Raw genomic sequence first — 17,298 nt, 5'->3', positions numbered from 1 at the left:
TCACTAGCGCAAGGGGGTATAATTTTTCGAGATTTGAGACCGACCGACAGGGCATCTCGCCCCGCCGCTTCCGCACAATCATCCCCACAGCAGACCCGACTTACCATCGTGGATAATCTCCTAAAGCAGTTCGCACAGTCATCGCAGCTCGCCGGCGGCAACGCCGCCTATATCGAGGATCTGTACGAGCAGTACCTCGTCGCCCCGGACAGTGTTGACCCGAAGTGGAAGAGCTATTTCGATGGCTTCAAGGGTCGCGATGCCGGTGATGTGCCGCACTCGGCAGCCATTGCCCACATCCTCACCGCCTCCAAGCAGGCTGCCAACGCGGGCACCGGCGCAGCGGCCAGTGACGAGCGCGAGCGCAACGTCGGCCGCCTGATCACCGCCTACCGTGCGCGTGGCCACCTCGGCGCGCAGCTCGATCCGCTCGGCCTGACCCCGCCGGTCAACCCGCCCGACCTGGACCTGCCGTTCCACAGCCTGTCGCAGGCGGATCTGGACAGCGAGTTCAGCACCGGCGGCGTCGGCGGCCAGCCGCGCATGAAGCTGAAGGACCTGCTGGCCCGCCTGAAGGCGACCTACGCCAGCACCATCGGCGCAGAGTTCATGCACATCCAGGAATTCGACCAGCGCCAGTGGATCTACAAGCGCCTGGAAGATGCCGGCGGCAAGATCGCCGGCGACGCGGCCAGCCGCAAGCGCACGCTGGAGCGGCTCACCGCCGCCGAAGGCCTGGAGCGCTACCTGCACACCAAGTACGTCGGCCAGAAGCGCTTCTCGCTGGAAGGCGGCGACGCGCTGATCCCGATGATGGACGAGATCATTCGCCAGTCCGGCAACGATCAGGTCAAGGACATCGTGATCGGCATGGCCCACCGCGGCCGCCTCAACGTGCTGGTCAATACGCTGGGCAAGAACCCGCGCAAGCTGTTCGACGAGTTCGAAGGCAAGTTCGAGCACGCCCACGACGACCGCGCCCACACCGGCGACGTCAAGTACCACATGGGCTTCTCGGCCGACATCGCGGTCGGTGGCGACAAGCAGGTGCATCTGGCGCTGGCCTTCAACCCCTCGCACCTGGAAATCGTCGACCCGGTCGTGGTCGGCAGCGTGCGTTCGCGTCAGGAGCGCTTCGGCGATGCCGAGCGCAAGAGCGTGCTGCCGATCCTGATCCACGGCGATGCCGCATTCGCCGGCCAGGGCGTGGTGATGGAACTGTTCCAGATGTCGCAGGCGCGCGGTTTCGCCGTCGGTGGCACCGTGCACATCGTGGTCAACAACCAGATCGGCTTCACCACCAGCGCCCGCGACGACGCCCGTTCCACGCTGTACTGCACCGACGTGGCCAAGATGATCGGCGCGCCGGTCTTCCACGTGAACGGCGACGACCCGGATGCGGTGATGTTCGTGTCCAAGCTGGCCTACGAATTCCGCCAGCAGTTCAAGAAGGACGTGGTCATCGACCTGGTCTGCTACCGCCGTTGGGGCCATAACGAGGCCGACGAACCGGCAGCGACCCAGCCGGTGATGTACCAGACCATCCGCAAGCACAAGACCACCCGCGAGCTGTACGCCGCCAAGCTGGAAAGCGACGGCGTGCTGAGCGCCGACGAGGCCAAGGCGCTGGTCGACGGTTACCGCAACAAGCTCGATTCGGGCGAATACACCACCGAACTGGCGACGCGCAAGCCGGACGAATTCGCCATCGACTGGTCCAAGTATCTGGTCGGCACCGCTGCCGATCCGGTCGACACCCGCGTCAAGCGCGAGCAGCTGGACCGTCTGGCCAAGCTGATCACCACGATTCCGGAAGGCGTCGAGCTGCATGCGCGCGTCGGCAAGATCTACGACGACCGCGTCAAGATGGCCGCCGGTGAGCAGGCCGGCGACTGGGGCTTTGCCGAAAACCTGGCCTATGCCACCTTGCTGGCCGAAGGCCACAAGCTGCGCCTGGTCGGCCAGGACGCCGGTCGCGGTACGTTCTTCCACCGTCACGCGATCCTGCATGACCAGAAGACCGACAGCTACCACCTGCCGCTGCGCCAGCTGGTGCAGAACCCCGAAGACGCCACCATCATCGACTCGCTGCTCAGCGAAGAAGCGGTGATGGGCTTCGAATACGGCTACTCCACCACCGACCCGAATGCGCTGTGCATCTGGGAAGCGCAGTTCGGCGACTTCGCCAATGGCGCGCAGGTGGTGATCGACCAGTTCATCGCCGCTGGCGAAGCCAAGTGGGGCCGCATCGCGGGCCTGTCGCTGTTCCTGCCGCACGGCTACGAAGGCCAGGGCCCGGAGCACAGCTCCGCGCGTCTGGAGCGCTTCCTGCAGCTGTGCGCGCTGGAGAACATGCTGGTCTGCGTGCCGACCACCCCGGCGCAGTGCTTCCACATGATCCGCCGCCAGATGCGCATGACCACCCGCAAGCCGCTGGTGGTGATGACGCCCAAGTCGTTGCTGCGCCACAAGCTGGCGGTATCGAGCCTGGAAGAACTGGCCGAGGGCGAGTTCCAGCATCTGATTCCCGACGCCAAGGCCGATGCCGGCAAGGTCAAGCGCGTGGTGCTGTGCTCGGGCAAGGTCTATTACGACCTGCTCGAAGACCAGACCAAGCGTGGCCAGGACGACGTCGCCATCCTGCGCGTGGAGCAGCTGTATCCGTTCCCGCGTGCGCAGCTGGCCGCCGAGCTCAAGGCCTATGCCAACGCCACCGACGTGGTGTGGTGCCAGGAAGAACCGCAGAACCAGGGTGCGTGGTATCAGATCCGCCACCACCTGAACTTCTGCCTGGCCAGCGGCCAGAGCCTGCATTACGCCGGCCGTGCCCGTTCGCCCTCGCCTGCCGCCGGTCATATGGCCGACCACATCGTCGAACAGCAGAAGCTGGTCGCCGATGCGCTCCTCAATCCGTTCAACGACCAAGTCGCTGAATAACTCACCTTCCCCAAAGAACGAAAACCCTAGGACGCTCCCCGAATGGCCACCGAAGTCAAAGTTCCGGTACTGCCCGAATCCGTTTCCGACGCCACCATCGCCAGCTGGCACAAGAAGGCCGGTGAAGCGGTCAAGCGCGACGAGAATCTGGTCGACCTGGAAACCGACAAGGTCGTGTTGGAAGTTCCTTCGCCGGTCGACGGCGTGCTGAAGGAAATCAAGTTCGAAGCCGGCAGCACCGTCACCAGCAACCAGATCCTGGCGATCATCGAAGAAGGCGCCGTGGCTGCGGCCGCACCGGCCGACGAGAAGAAGGCCGAGGCACCGGCTCCGGCCGCTGCTGCCCCGGCCGCCGCGCCGGCCCCGGCTGCTGCCGCTGCGCCTGCGGCTGCATCCAAGTCCGCTGCCGATGCGCTGCCGCCGGGTGCGCGTTTTTCCGCGATCACCCAGGGTGTGGATCCGGCCCAGGTCGAAGGCACCGGCCGTCGTGGCGCGGTGACCAAGGAAGACATCGTCAACTTCGCCAAGGCCGGCGGCGTGGGCAAGGCGTCCGGCGCCCGTCCGGAAGAGCGCGTGCCGATGACCCGCGTGCGCAAGACCATCGCCAAGCGCCTGATGGAGTCCAAGAACTCCACCGCGATGCTGACCACCTTCAACGAGGTCAACCTGGCCAAGGTCTCGGCCGCACGCAAGGAACTGCAGGACGAGTTCCAGAAGGCGCACGGCATCAAGCTCGGTTTCATGAGCTTCTTTGTCAAGGCCGCCGCCAACGCGCTGCAGCGCTTCCCGCTGGTCAACGCCTCGATCGACGGCGACGACATCATCTATCACGGCTACAGCGACATCTCCATCGCGGTGTCCACCGACAAGGGCCTGGTCACGCCGGTGCTGCGTAACGTCGAGCGCCAGTCGTTTGCCGACGTCGAACAGGGCATTGCCGACTACGCCGCCAAGGCCCGCGCCGGCAAGCTGGGCCTGGACGATCTGCAGGGTGGCACCTTCACCATCACCAACGGCGGCACCTTCGGCTCGCTGCTGTCGACCCCGATCATCAACCCGCCGCAGAGCGCCATCCTGGGCATGCACGCGATCAAGGAGCGCCCGATCGCCGAGAACGGCCAGGTCGTGATCGCCCCGATGATGTATCTGGCGCTGTCCTACGACCACCGCATCATCGACGGCAAGGACTCGGTGCAGTTCCTGGTCGACATCAAGAATCAGCTGGAAAACCCGGGCCGGATGTTGTTCGGTCTGTGATGAAAGCCGGGATTGGGGATTCGGGATTGGGGATTGGCGAGAGCCGCCCTTTCCCGAGCATCCCGCTTTTACGAATCCCCAATCCCCAATTCCCAATCTCGTGAGCGAAGAATGAGCGAACAAGAACAATTCGACGTCGTCGTCATCGGTGCCGGTCCGGCCGGTTATCACGCTGCGATTCGCGCGGCCCAGCTGGGCATGAAGGTCGCCTGCATCGACGCGGCTATCGGTAAGGATGGCAAGCCGGCGCTGGGCGGTACCTGCCTGCGCGTAGGCTGCATTCCGTCCAAGGCGCTGCTGGATTCCTCGCGCCAGTTCTGGAACATGGGCCACCTGTTCGGCGACCACGGCATCAGCTTCAACGACGCCAAGATGGACGTGCCCACCATGATCGGCCGCAAGGACAAGATCGTAAAGCAGTTCACCGGCGGCATCGCGATGCTGTTCAAGGCGAACAAGATCACCCCGTATTACGGCTTCGGCCAGCTGCTGCCGGGCAACATCGTCAAGGTCGCACAGCACGAAGGCGGCGAGATCGAACTCAAGGGCACCAACGTGATCCTTGCGGCCGGCTCGGAATCGATCGAGCTGCCGTTCGCCAAGTTCGACGGCGACACCATCGTCGACAACGTCGGCGGCCTGGACTTCACCGCCGTGCCCAAGCGCCTGGCCGTGATCGGCGCCGGCGTGATCGGCCTGGAACTGGGCAGCGTGTGGAAGCGCCTGGGCGCCGAGGTCACCATCCTCGAAGCGCTGCCGGATTTCCTGGCGCTGGCCGATGCCGAAGTGGCCAAGACCGCGCTGAAGGAATTCAAGAAGCAGGGCCTGGACATCAAGCTGGGCGCCAAGGTCAGCAAGACCGAGATCACCGGCAGCGGCGATGCCAAGCAGGTGGTGCTCAGCTACACCGACAGCGCCGGCGAGCAGACCCTGACCGTGGACAAGCTGCTGGTGGCCGTGGGCCGCAAGGCCGCCACCAAGAACCTGCTGGCTGACGGCACCGGCGTCAAGGTGACCGACCGCGGCCAGATCGAGGTCGATGGCCATTGCCATACCGGCGTCGACGGCGTGTGGGCCATCGGCGACTGCGTGCGCGGCCCGATGCTGGCGCACAAGGGCTTCGAGGAAGGCATCGCGGTCGCCGAGCTGATCGCCGGCCTGCCCGGCCACGTCAACTTCGACACCATTCCGTGGGTCATCTACACCGAGCCGGAGATTGCCTGGGTCGGCAAGACCGAGCAGCAGTTGAAGGCCGAAGGCGTCGCCTACAAGGCCGGCAGCTTCCCGTTCGCGGCGATCGGCCGTGCCGTGGCCATGGGCGAGCCGGCCGGCTTCGTCAAGGTCATCGCCGATGCCGAAACCGACCGCGTGCTGGGTATGCACCTGGTTGGCGTGGGTGTGTCCGAGCTGGTCCACGAAGGCGTGCTGACGATGGAGTTCAACGGCTCGGCCGACGACCTGGCGCGCATCTGCCACGCCCATCCGACGCTGTCCGAAGCGATCCACGATGCCGCGATGGCAGTGAGCAAGCGCGCGATTCATAAGGCCAACTGACCGGGATTGGTGGATTCGGGATTGGGGATTCGCAACTGCGGCTCTCCGTCCCGGCCCTCTCCGGCAATGACATGGCGCCGGGTGAAAACCCGGCGTTATGTTTTTCAAGCCAGGCAAGAACTCAAACAATTCAGCGCGCCCCCTGCCGATGGCATCACCTGCAATCAGCAGCGCTGCCTCGCTTTTACCAATCCCCAATCCCAACTCCCGAATCCCATGAAAAGCATCTGCGTCTACTGCGGTTCCAATGCCGGCAACAAACCCGCCTACGCCGAGCGCGCCACTGCGCTGGGCCAGCGCATCGCCGAGCAGGGCCTGCGGCTGGTGTATGGCGGCGGCAATGTCGGGCTGATGGGCACCGTGGCCAATGCGGTGCTGGCGGCTGGTGGCGAGGTGACCGGGGTGATTCCGCAGCAGCTGGCCGATTGGGAAGTGGCGCACCGTGGGCTGACCACGCTGGAAATCGTTGGCTCCATGCATGAGCGCAAGAGGCGCATGTTCGAGCTGTCCGATGCCTTCGTCGCCCTGCCCGGCGGCTTCGGCACCATGGAAGAGATCTTCGAGATGCTGACCTGGCGCCAGCTCGGCATCGGCAACAAGCCCTGTGCGTTCCTGGATATCGAAGGCTTCTACGCACCGCTGATCGGCATGATCGATCGCATGGTGGAAGAGCGCTTCCTGCATCCGGACCAGCGCAGCGACCTGTGGTACGGCGCCGATATCGAACAGATGCTGGAGTGGATGCAGCACTACACGCCGGCGCAGGCCTCCAAGTGGATCGACGAGAAGCGCCGCTCCACGCTGGTGTGATGCGGGGCGACGCCCGCTCCCTGCCCTATCGCGGGCCATGCCTGGCGTCATGGTCAGGCATGCGCAACAGCAAGCGCGCAGCGGCGCTGTAGTCATACGTCAGCTGCGTGGAAGTAGCCACGCACCGGGCCATGTCTCACTTATGCGGGCATCGCTCCGGCGCGATGCCGCACCCGGCGGCGCTGCCGTGTCACGCACCGCGTCACGTTGCTCGCCAGGTCGACAGAGTAACGACAGCGCCCTGGCGCAACCGCCCGGGAGCGCGCGCGCTCATTGCGCATCCGTCCGGTCGCAACGCGCTGCCCCCCCCCTGCCGATCTGCAAGCTTGCAACGGCAGTCACGATGGCTGCAGCGTCCGGCACGAGCGGCTCGCATAGAATGGCGATGATGCTCGATACCCTCGCCGCTGACGCGCACCACAGCCTGGACATCAAGCACAGTCGCTTTCTGGCCAATGCTGCGGCACTGGACTCTCCCGCGCAGGCGCTGGAGATCGTGCAGCGCGTGTCCGTTGCCGATGCCACCCACAACTGCTGGGCCTACCGATTCGGGCAGGACTACCGTTCCAGCGACGATGGCGAGCCCAGCGGCACCGCCGGGCGGCCAATTCTCGCGGCCATCGATGGCCAGGGCTACGACCGCGTGGTGGTGGTGGTCACGCGCTGGTATGGCGGCATCAAGCTCGGTGCCGGTGGGCTGGTGCGTGCCTACGGCGGCGCCGCGGCCGAATGCCTGCGACTGGCGGCGCGACAGCCATTGATTGCGTTGTCGCTGCTCGACCTGCAATGCCGGTTCGACGACCTGGGCCTGGTGCATGCTGCCCTGAGCGCCTTCCACGCCGACAAGCTGGACGAGCGCTTCGACGCGCAGGGCGCGGCACTGCGCGTGCAACTGCCTGCCGATCAACTGGCCGGCTTGAAAACGCGCCTGTGCGACGCCACTCGCAACCGTGTCCATCTCTCATCACCGGAAGCCGCATGAACCAGCCAGCCGCCGCCAGGCCCAACCCGTTGCGGAAGCTTGGCAGCCTGCGCACCTTGTGGCCGTTCGTGCAGCGCCAGCGTGGCCTGTTCGCCGCCTGGCTGATCGCACTGGCCATTTCCTCGGCCGCCACATTGAGCCTGCCGGCGGCGGTCAAGCAGATGATCGACCATGGTTTCTCCGGCGGCTCGCAGATCAACCACGCCTTCGCGCTGTTGTTAGCGGTGGCTGCGGTACTGGCAGTGGCAACGGCCGCGCGCTTCTATTTCGTCGAGCTGCTAGGCGAAAAAGTGGTGGCCGACCTACGCGGCCGCCTGTATGCGCATCTGATCGGGCTGGACGCCGGCTTCCATGATCGCAGCCGCAGTGGCGAGCTGGTGTCGCGCCTGTCGGCCGACAGCGAGTTGCTGCGCGGGATGATCGGCACCACCATGTCGGTGGCATTGCGCAGCTTGGTCACGGTGATCGGCAGCATGGCGATGTTGTTCGTCACCAGCCCGCGGCTGGCCGGCTTCACCCTGATCGGCATTCCGCTGGCGGTCCTGCCGATCGTGCTGGGCGCACGCCGCCTGCAGAAGATCTCGCGCGCCAGCCAGGACCGCGTCGCCGATGCCAACACGCTGGCAGCCGAAACGCTGGGCGCGGTGCGCACCGTGCAGGCGCATGCGCGCGAGCGCTACGAGAGCCAGCGTTTCAGCCAGGCCCTGTTCGCCGCGATCGATACCGCACGGCTGCGCATCCGCACCCAGGCCACGGTCACCGCGGTGGCGATCATGCTGATCTTCGGCGCCATCGTCGGTGTGCTGTGGCTGGGCGCGCACGATGTCATCGTCGGACGCATGACCCCCGGCACGCTGGGACAGTTCGTGTTGTACGCGCTGATCGGCGGCGGCTCGGTCGGTGCCTTGGCCGAGGTCTGGAACGAGTTGCAGCGCGCGGCCGGCGGCATGGGCCGGGTCGGCGAACTGCTCGACGAGCGGCCGGCGATCATCGCGCCGGCCACGCCGCAGCCCTTGCCGCAGCCGCTGCGCGGCGCGATCCATTTCGATCAGGTGGTGTTCCATTATCCGCAGCGCCCCGATGCGCCGGCGCTGGATGGCTTCGACCTGCATGTCCATCCGGGCGAAACCGTGGCGCTGGTCGGGCCCTCCGGCGCCGGCAAGAGCACGGTGCTGGCGATGTTGCTGCGCTTCCACGACCCGGTCAGCGGCAGCCTGCGTATTGACGAGGTGGACCTGCGCGATACCGACCCGGTACTGCTGCGCGAACGCATCGCCCTGGTGCCGCAGCAACCCACGCTGTTTGCCGCCAGCGCCGCCGACAACATCCGCTATGGGCGCCTGGACGCCAGCGATGCGGAGGTGCAAGCCGCCGCCGCGGCCGCCGAGGCCGACAGTTTCATCCGCGCCCTGCCGCAGGGCTACGCCAGCGAACTCGGCGAACGCGGCACGCGCCTGTCCGGCGGCCAGCAGCAACGGGTGGCGATCGCGCGCGCCTTGCTCAAGGACGCGCCGATCCTGCTGCTGGACGAGGCCACCAGCGCGCTGGATGCGCAGAGCGAGCGCGCCGTGCAGCAGGCGCTGGACCGGTTGATGGAAGGCCGCACCACGCTGGTCATCGCCCATCGCCTGGCCACCGTGCTCAAGGCCGACCGCATCGTGGTGATGGATGCCGGCCGCATCGTCGCGCAGGGCACGCACGCGCAGTTGATCGCCGAAGGCGGCCTGTACGCGGAGCTGGCGCGGCTGCAGTTCATCGATCAATGACGCCTGGGTGACACCGGCGTGTGCTGTCATGCCGGCGTGTCCGCGGCAGCGGCCCGGGCCGATCCTGCGCCCCCACGCGCCCCCACCTGACGACGTCACGCATGCCCCGCCCCAGAACCACCATTCGCCAACTCAGTTATTTCGTCGCGCTCGCCGACACCGGCAGCTTCACCCGCGCCGCCGAGCAGATGGGCGTGTCGCAACCCTCGCTGTCGCAGCAGATCCGTGCGCTGGAAACCATCGTCGGCGCCGCGCTGTTCGAACGTGGCGTGCCGGCCATCCTGACCCCGTTGGGGCGCGACCTGCTCGAACGCGCGCGCAGCATCCTGCTGGACGTCGCCGATCTGGAAGACATCCGCGCCACCTCGGCCGATACCTTGATCGGCACCATCCGGCTGGGCGTATCGCCCACGCTGGGCGCCTACCTGATGCCGAGCCTGGTCGCGCGCCTGCACCGCGAACACCCGGCGCTGCGCGTGCACGTGCGCGAAGGCCTGCCGACCGCGCTCGCCAGCGGCCTGGCCAGCGGCGTGCACGACCTGATCCTGGCGCAATTGCCGGTGGCCGGGCGCGGCCTGCACAGCGAGCGGCTGTTCCGCGAACCGCTGCACGTGACCATGGCCGCCGATCATCCCTTGCGGGCCAAGACCTGCATCACGCCGGCCGATCTGCGCGGCGCCAACCTGCTCACCTTGATGCCCGAGTACCGCTTGGCCGAACAGGTGGCGGCGATCGCCATGGACGTCGGCGCCAATGTGCTGCGCGATTACGAAGGCACCAGCCTGGATGCGATCCGCCAGATGGCCGGGATGGGCATGGGTCTTGCACTGCTGCCAGACCTGTATGTGCGCCAGGAAATCCGCGAGGGCGACGATGTCGTGGTCCGGCCGATCAAAGGCGGACGCTACTATAGGGAGATCGGGCTGTTGTGGCGGCAGGGCGCAGGCCGCGCACCGGCCTTCGGCCTGATCGCCGATCTTCTGCGTGCGGTGGCCGCATAGGAAAATCCTATGCCTCGAATAAGTGCTGCGGCCTTGTTCGCCAGCTGCAACTCGTCAATGCTTCATTGAACTCATCAACGGAAATCGAATGGCGGGCAAGCAGATCGGATGGCGGGAAGCGGGAGCCTGGCTGGCGGAAATCGTCGGGCCGGACATGCCCTATGTGCGCCTGGCCATGGTGTACGGAGTCGCGATCAGCCTGCTGTCGCTGGCCACGCCGATCTCGGTGCAGTTGCTGATCAACAGCGTGGCCAATACCGCGCTGGCGGCGCCGCTGTGGACCCTGTCGAGCCTGTTGCTGGGCCTGTTGCTGCTGGTCGCCGGCCTGAGCGCGATGCGGGTGTGGATCATGGCGCTGTTCGAGCGCCGGCTGTTCGCACGCGTGGTGTCGGAAATCACCGTGCGCGCGGTGCATGCGCAGAATCCGTTCTTCGCCGACCAGAACCGCGGCGACATGTTCAACCGCTACTTCGATCTGGTGGTGGTGCAGAAAGCGGTGCCGAGCCTGGCCATCGGCGCCTTCACCATCGTGCTGCAATCGGCGGTCGGGCTGATACTCACCAGCTTCTACCACCCGTTCTTCCTGGGCTTCAATGCCTTGCTGCTGCTGGTCATCTTCGGCATTTGGATGATCTGGTCGCGCGGGTCGATCCGCACCGCGGTCGACCTGAGCCATGCCAAGCACGAGGCCGCGCGCTGGCTGGAAAGCGTCGGCGGCTCCAACGGCTTCTATAAATCCAGCCGCCACCTCAACTTTGCGATGGACCGCTCCGAGTCCGTCACCGCCGCCTATGTCGACCGGCATCGGCGCCACTTCCGTTACAGCTTCACCCAGACGGTGGCGTTCCTGCTGGTCTACGCGATCGCCAGCGCGGCGCTGCTGGCGCTGGGCGGCAACCTGATCCTGCGGGGCGAGCTGTCGATCGGCCAGCTGGTGGCAGCCGAGCTGATCCTCAGCGCGGTCTTTTACGGCATCTCGCAACTCGGTGCGTACCTGGACGCGTTCTACGACCTGGTGGCCAGCTCCGAGGAACTGTCGCTGCTGTTCGCCATCCCGCAGGAACGCGCGGTCGTGGCACCCGGCAAGACGCCCGGCAACAGCGCGGTGCGCCTGGACGGGGTGGTGATCGACGGCGCGCGTTTCGATTTTTCGCTGGCTGCCGGCGAGCAGTTGGTGACGATCGCCGATGGCGGCGCGGAGCGGCTGCTGGCGATGATCCTCAAGCGCCACGTGGTCCCCGATCGCGGGCTGGTCATGGTGGGCGGTGCGGACCTGGCCACCTTCGACATGTATCTGCTGCGCTCGGAAGTGACGGTGCTCGACCGGCCGACCATTGTCGAGGTCACCATCCGCGAATATCTGGCGCTGGCGTCGGCCGATGTGAACTCCGAAGCGATGCTGGAGGCGATCGATGCGGTGGGCTTGCGCACCCGTATCGCCGCGCTGCCGCAGGGCCTGGACACGCGGCTGGCCGCCTCCGGCTATCCGCTGTGGATCGGTGAAGTGATGGCCTTGAAGCTGGCCAATGCGCTGCTGGTGCGCCCGCGCGTGCTGATGCTGTCGCAGCTGTACGACCTGATTCCCGCCGACCGCCTGGCCGGCGTGCTGCGACGCCTGAAGGCGGCCGGCACCACGGTGCTGCTGTGCACCGGGCGGCCGGAAGACATCACCCTGGATGGCTGGTTCCACCTGCAGCCCGAGCGACAGCAGCGCTTTGCCACCCGCGCCGAACTGGTCGCCTCCACGCAGGAGGCAAACGATGCAGCACGCTACTGATCGCAACGCGCACTTCCCCACCCTGGCGGCGATGCGCCCACCGAGCATTGCCAAGGCGCTGGCCTGGATGCTGCTGATCGGCATTGTCATTGCCAGCGCGATCCTGGCGCTGGCGCCGTGGGTGCAGACCGCCAGCGGCAAGGGCCAGGTGGTGGCGCTGGATCCGGGCGACCGCCAGCAGCAGGTCACCGCCTTCGTGCCCGGCCGGGTCGAGCGCTGGTATGTGCACGACGGCCAGCATGTCTCGCGCGGCGATCCGATCGCGCGTGTCGGCGACCTGGACCCGGATCTGCTCGCCCGCCTGGCCAGCGAGCGGGCCCAGGTGCAGGCGGAAATCACCGCGATCCAGCAATCGCGCGCGGTTGCCAGCATCGATGTGGCGCGCAGCAGGCAATTGCTCGCCGAAGGGCTGGCCGGCCGCCGCGACTTCGAGCTGACCCAGATCAAGGTCGCCGAGGCCGATGCCAAGCTGGCCGAATCGCGCGCCAAGTTGACCCGCATCGACATCCAGTTGAACCGCCAGTCGGCGCAGCTGGTGCGTGCACCGCGCGATGGCCGCGTGCAGCAGCTCAACGCCGCCAGCGGCAGTGCGATGGTCTCGCCCGGCACGGTGCTGGCGGTGATCGCGCCGGAGCGGGTGGAGCGTGCGGTCGAGTTGTATATCGACGGCCGCGACGTGCCGCTGATCCGCCCCGGCCGCCCGGTGCGGCTGGAGTTCGAAGGCTGGCCGGCGATCCAGTTCAGCGGCTGGCCGTCGGTGGCGCACGGCATGTTCGATGGCCGCGTGCGCGCCATCGACCCCAATGCCGCGCCCGACGGCCTGTTCCGCATCCTGGTCGAACCGCAGCCGGGCAAGCCGGCCTGGCCGGCGCAGGAATTCGCCCGCCAGGGCGGCAAGGTGCGCGGCTGGGTGCAGGGCGAAACGGTGAAGGTGGGCTACGAACTGTGGCGCCAGCTCAACAATTTCCCGCTGGAGTTTGGCCGCCGTCCGGCAGCGACGACGACGCAGGATGAGGGCAAGGCCAAGGCGGCACCCAAGGCCGAAGACGACGAGACCGGCAAGAAATGATCCGCCGTCTTGTCGCCTTGCTGATCGCGCTCGTACCGGGCGTGGTCGCCGCCCAGACCACCCCGCTGACGCTGGACGAAGTGCTGCGCTCCTCTGCACGCGCTTCCCCGCAGATCGTCGAAGCGCTGGCCAAGGTCCGCCAGGCCGAGGGCAAGGGCATCTCGGCCGATGGTGCGTTCGATACCGTGTTCGATCTCGACGGCCGTTCGCGCGAGGCCGGCTACTACGACGGCAGCACGATCGAAAGCACCGTCAAGCGTCCCTTCGATGACAACGGCGGCTACTACTACGGCGGTTATCGTTCCTCGCGCGGCGCGTTCCCGGTGTACGAAGACAAGTCCTACACCGACCGCGGCGGCGAAGTGAAAGTCGGCGCGCTGTATGCGTTGCTGCGCGACCGCGTGGTCGACGAACGCCGCACCCGCCGCAGCGTTGCCGGTGGCGATATCGATGTCGCCCAGTACGAAGCGCAAATGGTCGCCATCGGCGTGCAACGCCGTGCGGTGGATGCCTACCAGAGCTGGGTCGCGGCCGGCCTGAAGCTGCGCGCGTACAACGAGCTGCTGCAGCTGGCCGAGCAGCGCCGCAATGCGATCTCCCGGCAGGTGACGCTGGGCGCGCGGCCCACCATCCTGCTGACCGAAAACGACCAGAACCTGGTCCGCCGGCGCGCCCTGGTGGTGCGCTCGGAGCAGGACTTCGCCAACGCCGCCAATGCCTTGTCGCTGTACCTGCGTGACGATGCCGGCATGCCGTTGATCGTCTCCACCGAGCGCCTGCCGGCCGATACGTCGGCGCTGGAAGGTCTGGCCGGTGCCAGCAGGATCACCGCGCCGGTGGAGCGCCCCGATTACCGCGCGGTGCTGACCCGGATCGACCAGGCCACCGCGCGGCTGATGCTGGCGCAGAACGATCTCAAACCACGCCTGGACGTCACCTTCGAGGTCAGCAAGGACCTGGGGGCGCCCGGTGTGGGCGGCCCGAACCGCTCGCCGACCGATGCGATCATCGGCTTCCGCTTCAGCGTGCCGCTGGAAAACCGCACCGCCAAGGGCAAGGTCGCCGAAGCACGCGCCGAGATCGAGGCGCTGGATCAGCGCAGCCGCTACCTGCGCGACCAGATCACGGTGGAGGTCGAGTCGATCGTCATTTCGCTCACCGCTGCCGAGCGGCTGGCCAAGATCGCCGACGAAGAACGCAGCCTGGCCGACCGCCTGGCCGTGGCCGAGCGCCGACGCTTCGAACTGGGGTCGGGCGATTTCTTCCTGGTCAATCAGCGCGAAGAAACCGCCAACGATGCCCGCGTGCGCCTGATCGATGCGCAGGCGCGCATTGCCTCGGCGCGTGCCGAGCTGGCAGCGGCAACGGCCGACCGGGACGCGTTGCAGCTGAGCCGTTGAGCAGGCTTCTGGCCGGCTCGCCAAACGGTGCCGCAGTGCGCAATGACGCTCGGGTAACACCTGCCTGCGCATGCTCGCCTGCACCGGCCCGGCGCCGGGCGTGCGGTCCCTGGCGGCTCGCACTGCGACCCTGAAATCCTTCGGAGGTGCGTATGTCTTTCCGGCAATTTCCCGCAATCGGTGCAGATGGCGAGTCCTACGTCATCATCGAATTCCGCGACGAGCTCGAATCCCGCAACGGGCAGCAAGGCCGCATGCAAGCGCATACGGCGCCACGCTACGAACTGCCCGATGGCCGCCGCCTGCAACGGCAGGGCCAGCGCTTCATCACCGATGGTGGCGAGCTGCGCCTGTCGACGCCCTGAAATAGCACTGGTCATTTTTTGACCAACCCGTCCGTAGCCGTTGCAGCGCAAAGGCTGCGCACAGTTATCCACATGCTTGTGCAGGTTTCATCCACACCCTATGTGGATGAAACCGGTGCGCGTTATTTGGCATTGCGCCGAGCGACAATCACCCTCGCCCTCGATGCATCGCATGCGGTATCGCTCGGCCAGCACATGATCGGCGCCTGACATCTGCACCCTGCTGCGGCCATCGACAGTGGGCAAGCCCACGGCCGCCCTGCACTGTTGCTACCCGTTGCGGTCGGAACGCTCCAGCACCCGTCCGATGCCGCTGCGGTCGATTTCGCTGGCCGCCTGCGCCAGCGCCGCGCGATCGCTATCCGGCTCGAACCCGATGCGGAAATGCAGCTCGCCCACCGGCGTGCGCGAGGAATGGATCGACGACAGGTTCACCCCATGCTGCTCGAACACATGCAGCAAGGCACGCAACGAGCCGGGCTGGTCTTGCGGCAGATACACGCTCAAGGTCAGCGGTTCGGTGAGGTCAGCCAGCAGGTAGCCCACGCGCTCATAGGTGTAGTTGCCGGCCGCGAGCGATTCGCCCTGCAGCGCCTGCGCGTTGTCGTCCAGGAACCGGGCGCGAAACTGCGCGCGCGCCGCATCGTCGCCCTGCGCGACCAGGGCGCGCAGCTCCTGCAGTTGCAGCAACAAACGATCGAGCATCTCGCCGACATAGGGGTTGCCGAACTGGATGTCTTCGTAGATCGCCGGATTGAGCGAGAGGATGCGTGCGATCACCGCGGTATCCAGCTCGAACGAGGCCGAGCGATACGGCATCAGCGCGCGCAGCTCGCCGAGCAGTGGCGCGTAGTCGCGCAAGGTGCCGGCCTGCGCCAGATGGGTGGCGTGCACCATTGCCTGCACCAGCGCCATCACGCGGTCGTGGTGCTCGGGCGTGGCGTACACGCACTCGGCCTGCAACGCGGTACACAGAGCCTGTACCCACGTGGACCAGTGCTGCACGCGTGCCTGGCAGACCACCATCACCCGACCTTTCAAGGTGGGCGATTTGGGCGGTGCGGTCATCGGATGCAGGCCGACGACCTCGGCCGGCGAGGCCAGCATCGCAGCCACCGGTGCCTGCTTGATCGAGGTGACATCCATCCACAACTGCGACGCGGCGCGCGGGCCGGCAAGATCCACATAGCGCTCGATCAAGCCGGCGGTGTGGCGGATCGGTGCAGAGAAAATCAGCACGTCCGCTCGCTGCGCCAATGTGGCTTCGTCGATGTCGCCGTCAGCTGCCGGATCGAAGCCGATCACCTCCAGCCGCATGCGCGTGCGCAGGAACTGCGCCAGCCAGCGTCCGTAAGCGCCGGCGATGCCGACGATGCCGACCACCGGCTGCGCCATCATGCCAACCGCTCGACGGCAAAGCGCGGTGCGGCCGCGAGTGCGGCCGGCGCGGCGGCCAGCACATCGAACTCTTCGAAGCCTGCAGCCAGGGTCGCTTCCAGCGCGCTGTGCACGCCGCTGAGCGCGTGCCCCACCGCCTGCTCGAACGGCACCTCGCGCAGCAGCAAACCGATCAGCAAGGCCATCAGCACATCGCCGGTGCCGGCCACATCCACCGGCAGATGCGGCGTGGCCCATCGATACACTGCCGCGTTGCTGACCGCCAACGTCACCAGTTCGCCGGTCGCACCGGCCACGCTGTGCGCAAGCACCCATTGCGGGCCGCGCGCCAGCAATGCGCGCGCGGCGACGATGGCATCGTCCTGCTGCAGACTCGGCAAACCGGTCAGGCGCCCGAGCTCGAACGCATTCGGTGTCACCAGCCAGGCATGCGGCAACAGCCGCTCGGCGAAGACGCGCTCCAGTCCAGGCTCGACATACGGGCCGGTGTGCGTGTCACCGATCACCGGGTCCAGGCAATACCGCAGCTGCGGCGCCTGCGGCAAGGTCTGCTCGAGCCAGTCGGCGAATGCTTCGCCATTGGCCAGGCTGCCGAAGTAGCCGGAGACCAGCATGCGCGCACGCTGCGGCAGGCCGCGCTCGGTGGCACCCAGCAACAGGTCAGCCAACCAGTCGGCCGGCAGGATGCGGCCGCGCAAGGTGGCGTAGAACGGCGCGTTGCTCAGCAGCGTGGTTGGCACTTCCGCCACCCGCAGGCCCAGCGCACGCAACGGCGGCACCGCCGCGCTGTTGCCGGCATGGCCGTAGACCAGTTGCGATTGCACCGAGATCACATCGATCGGCGAAGGACCATCCGGGCGCTGGCGGCGACCGTGGACGAGGTGACTGTCGGGGGCATTGTTCATCGCCGCATTTTACGCCAGCGCCACCGCGCGCCCAGCGTCGATCGATGCGCCCACCGTCCGCTCGCCGCTGCGCACTC

Annotated in this window: 14 protein-coding genes; 12 read left to right on the top strand and 2 right to left on the bottom strand. The window is 66.8% G+C overall.

Annotated features, from left to right (window positions below; translation table 11 throughout):
* The first annotated feature begins 108 nt into the window (after positions 1-108).
* The 12 genes from ABQ137_RS08570 to ABQ137_RS08515 all read left to right on the top strand — a co-directional run bounded on the left by ABQ137_RS08570 (position 109) and on the right by ABQ137_RS08515 (position 15,128).
* Positions 109-2,937, top strand: coding sequence for a 2-oxoglutarate dehydrogenase E1 component (locus tag ABQ137_RS08570; RefSeq protein ID WP_065032436.1), 2,829 nt, complete (start codon positions 109-111; stop codon positions 2,935-2,937).
* A gap of 42 nt (positions 2,938-2,979) precedes the next feature.
* Positions 2,980-4,194: a dihydrolipoyllysine-residue succinyltransferase gene (gene sucB, locus ABQ137_RS08565; protein WP_065048889.1), complete on the top strand. Its 1,215-nt coding sequence runs from the start codon at positions 2,980-2,982 to the stop codon at positions 4,192-4,194.
* Positions 4,195-4,305: 111 nt separating this feature from the next.
* Positions 4,306-5,748: a dihydrolipoyl dehydrogenase gene (gene lpdA / locus ABQ137_RS08560; protein WP_104608029.1), complete on the top strand. Its 1,443-nt coding sequence runs from the start codon at positions 4,306-4,308 to the stop codon at positions 5,746-5,748.
* Positions 5,749-5,964: 216 nt separating this feature from the next.
* The gene (locus tag ABQ137_RS08555) at positions 5,965-6,558 is read left to right on the top strand and encodes an LOG family protein (protein WP_349782013.1); all 594 of its coding nucleotides are present in this window, start codon (positions 5,965-5,967) and stop codon (positions 6,556-6,558) included.
* Positions 6,559-6,937: 379 nt separating this feature from the next.
* Positions 6,938-7,540 (top strand): IMPACT family protein, encoded by a 603-nt coding sequence (locus tag ABQ137_RS08550; protein ID WP_349782011.1) that lies wholly within the window; start codon positions 6,938-6,940, stop codon positions 7,538-7,540.
* Entirely contained in the window at positions 7,537-9,306 is a 1,770-nt protein-coding gene (locus tag ABQ137_RS08545; RefSeq protein ID WP_349782009.1) for an ABC transporter transmembrane domain-containing protein, read from the top strand. The genes ABQ137_RS08550 and ABQ137_RS08545 overlap by 4 nt, the downstream gene beginning before the upstream one ends.
* 101 nt (positions 9,307-9,407) lie before the next feature.
* Positions 9,408-10,307: a hydrogen peroxide-inducible genes activator gene (locus tag ABQ137_RS08540; RefSeq protein ID WP_349782007.1), complete on the top strand. Its 900-nt coding sequence runs from the start codon at positions 9,408-9,410 to the stop codon at positions 10,305-10,307.
* Between the two features lie 88 nt (positions 10,308-10,395).
* Complete coding sequence (locus ABQ137_RS08535) at positions 10,396-12,084, top strand: ATP-binding cassette domain-containing protein (protein WP_065032440.1); 1,689 nt, start codon at positions 10,396-10,398, stop codon at positions 12,082-12,084.
* A complete protein-coding gene (locus ABQ137_RS08530) occupies positions 12,068-13,153 on the top strand; it encodes an HlyD family secretion protein (RefSeq protein WP_024939322.1) in 1,086 nt (361 codons plus the stop codon). Before ABQ137_RS08535 ends, ABQ137_RS08530 begins: the two co-directional genes overlap by 17 nt.
* A complete protein-coding gene (locus tag ABQ137_RS08525) occupies positions 13,150-14,553 on the top strand; it encodes a TolC family protein (RefSeq protein WP_102252176.1) in 1,404 nt (467 codons plus the stop codon). The genes ABQ137_RS08530 and ABQ137_RS08525 overlap by 4 nt, the downstream gene beginning before the upstream one ends.
* A gap of 152 nt (positions 14,554-14,705) precedes the next feature.
* Positions 14,706-14,918, top strand: coding sequence for a hypothetical protein (locus ABQ137_RS08520; protein ID WP_024939320.1), 213 nt, complete (start codon positions 14,706-14,708; stop codon positions 14,916-14,918).
* An 18-nt stretch (positions 14,919-14,936) separates the two neighbouring features.
* The gene (locus ABQ137_RS08515) at positions 14,937-15,128 is read left to right on the top strand and encodes a hypothetical protein (RefSeq protein WP_160954873.1); all 192 of its coding nucleotides are present in this window, start codon (positions 14,937-14,939) and stop codon (positions 15,126-15,128) included.
* Positions 15,129-15,188: 60 nt separating this feature from the next.
* On the opposite strand, the gene ABQ137_RS08510 is transcribed toward ABQ137_RS08515, so the two are convergent.
* Positions 15,189-16,316 (bottom strand): prephenate dehydrogenase, encoded by a 1,128-nt coding sequence (locus ABQ137_RS08510; protein WP_349782001.1) that lies wholly within the window; start codon positions 16,314-16,316, stop codon positions 15,189-15,191.
* Positions 16,313-17,221 (bottom strand): pyridoxal kinase, encoded by a 909-nt coding sequence (gene pdxY / locus ABQ137_RS08505; protein ID WP_102580990.1) that lies wholly within the window; start codon positions 17,219-17,221, stop codon positions 16,313-16,315. Before pdxY ends, ABQ137_RS08510 begins: the two co-directional genes overlap by 4 nt.
* Positions 17,222-17,298 lie beyond the last annotated feature (77 nt).

The organism is Xanthomonas sp. WHRI 8393 (genome assembly GCF_040203315.1).
GTDB lineage: Bacteria > Pseudomonadota > Gammaproteobacteria > Xanthomonadales > Xanthomonadaceae > Xanthomonas > Xanthomonas arboricola.
The sequence above is the reverse complement of the archived record's forward strand: the minus strand, read 5'-3'. Positions and strand labels throughout refer to the sequence as shown.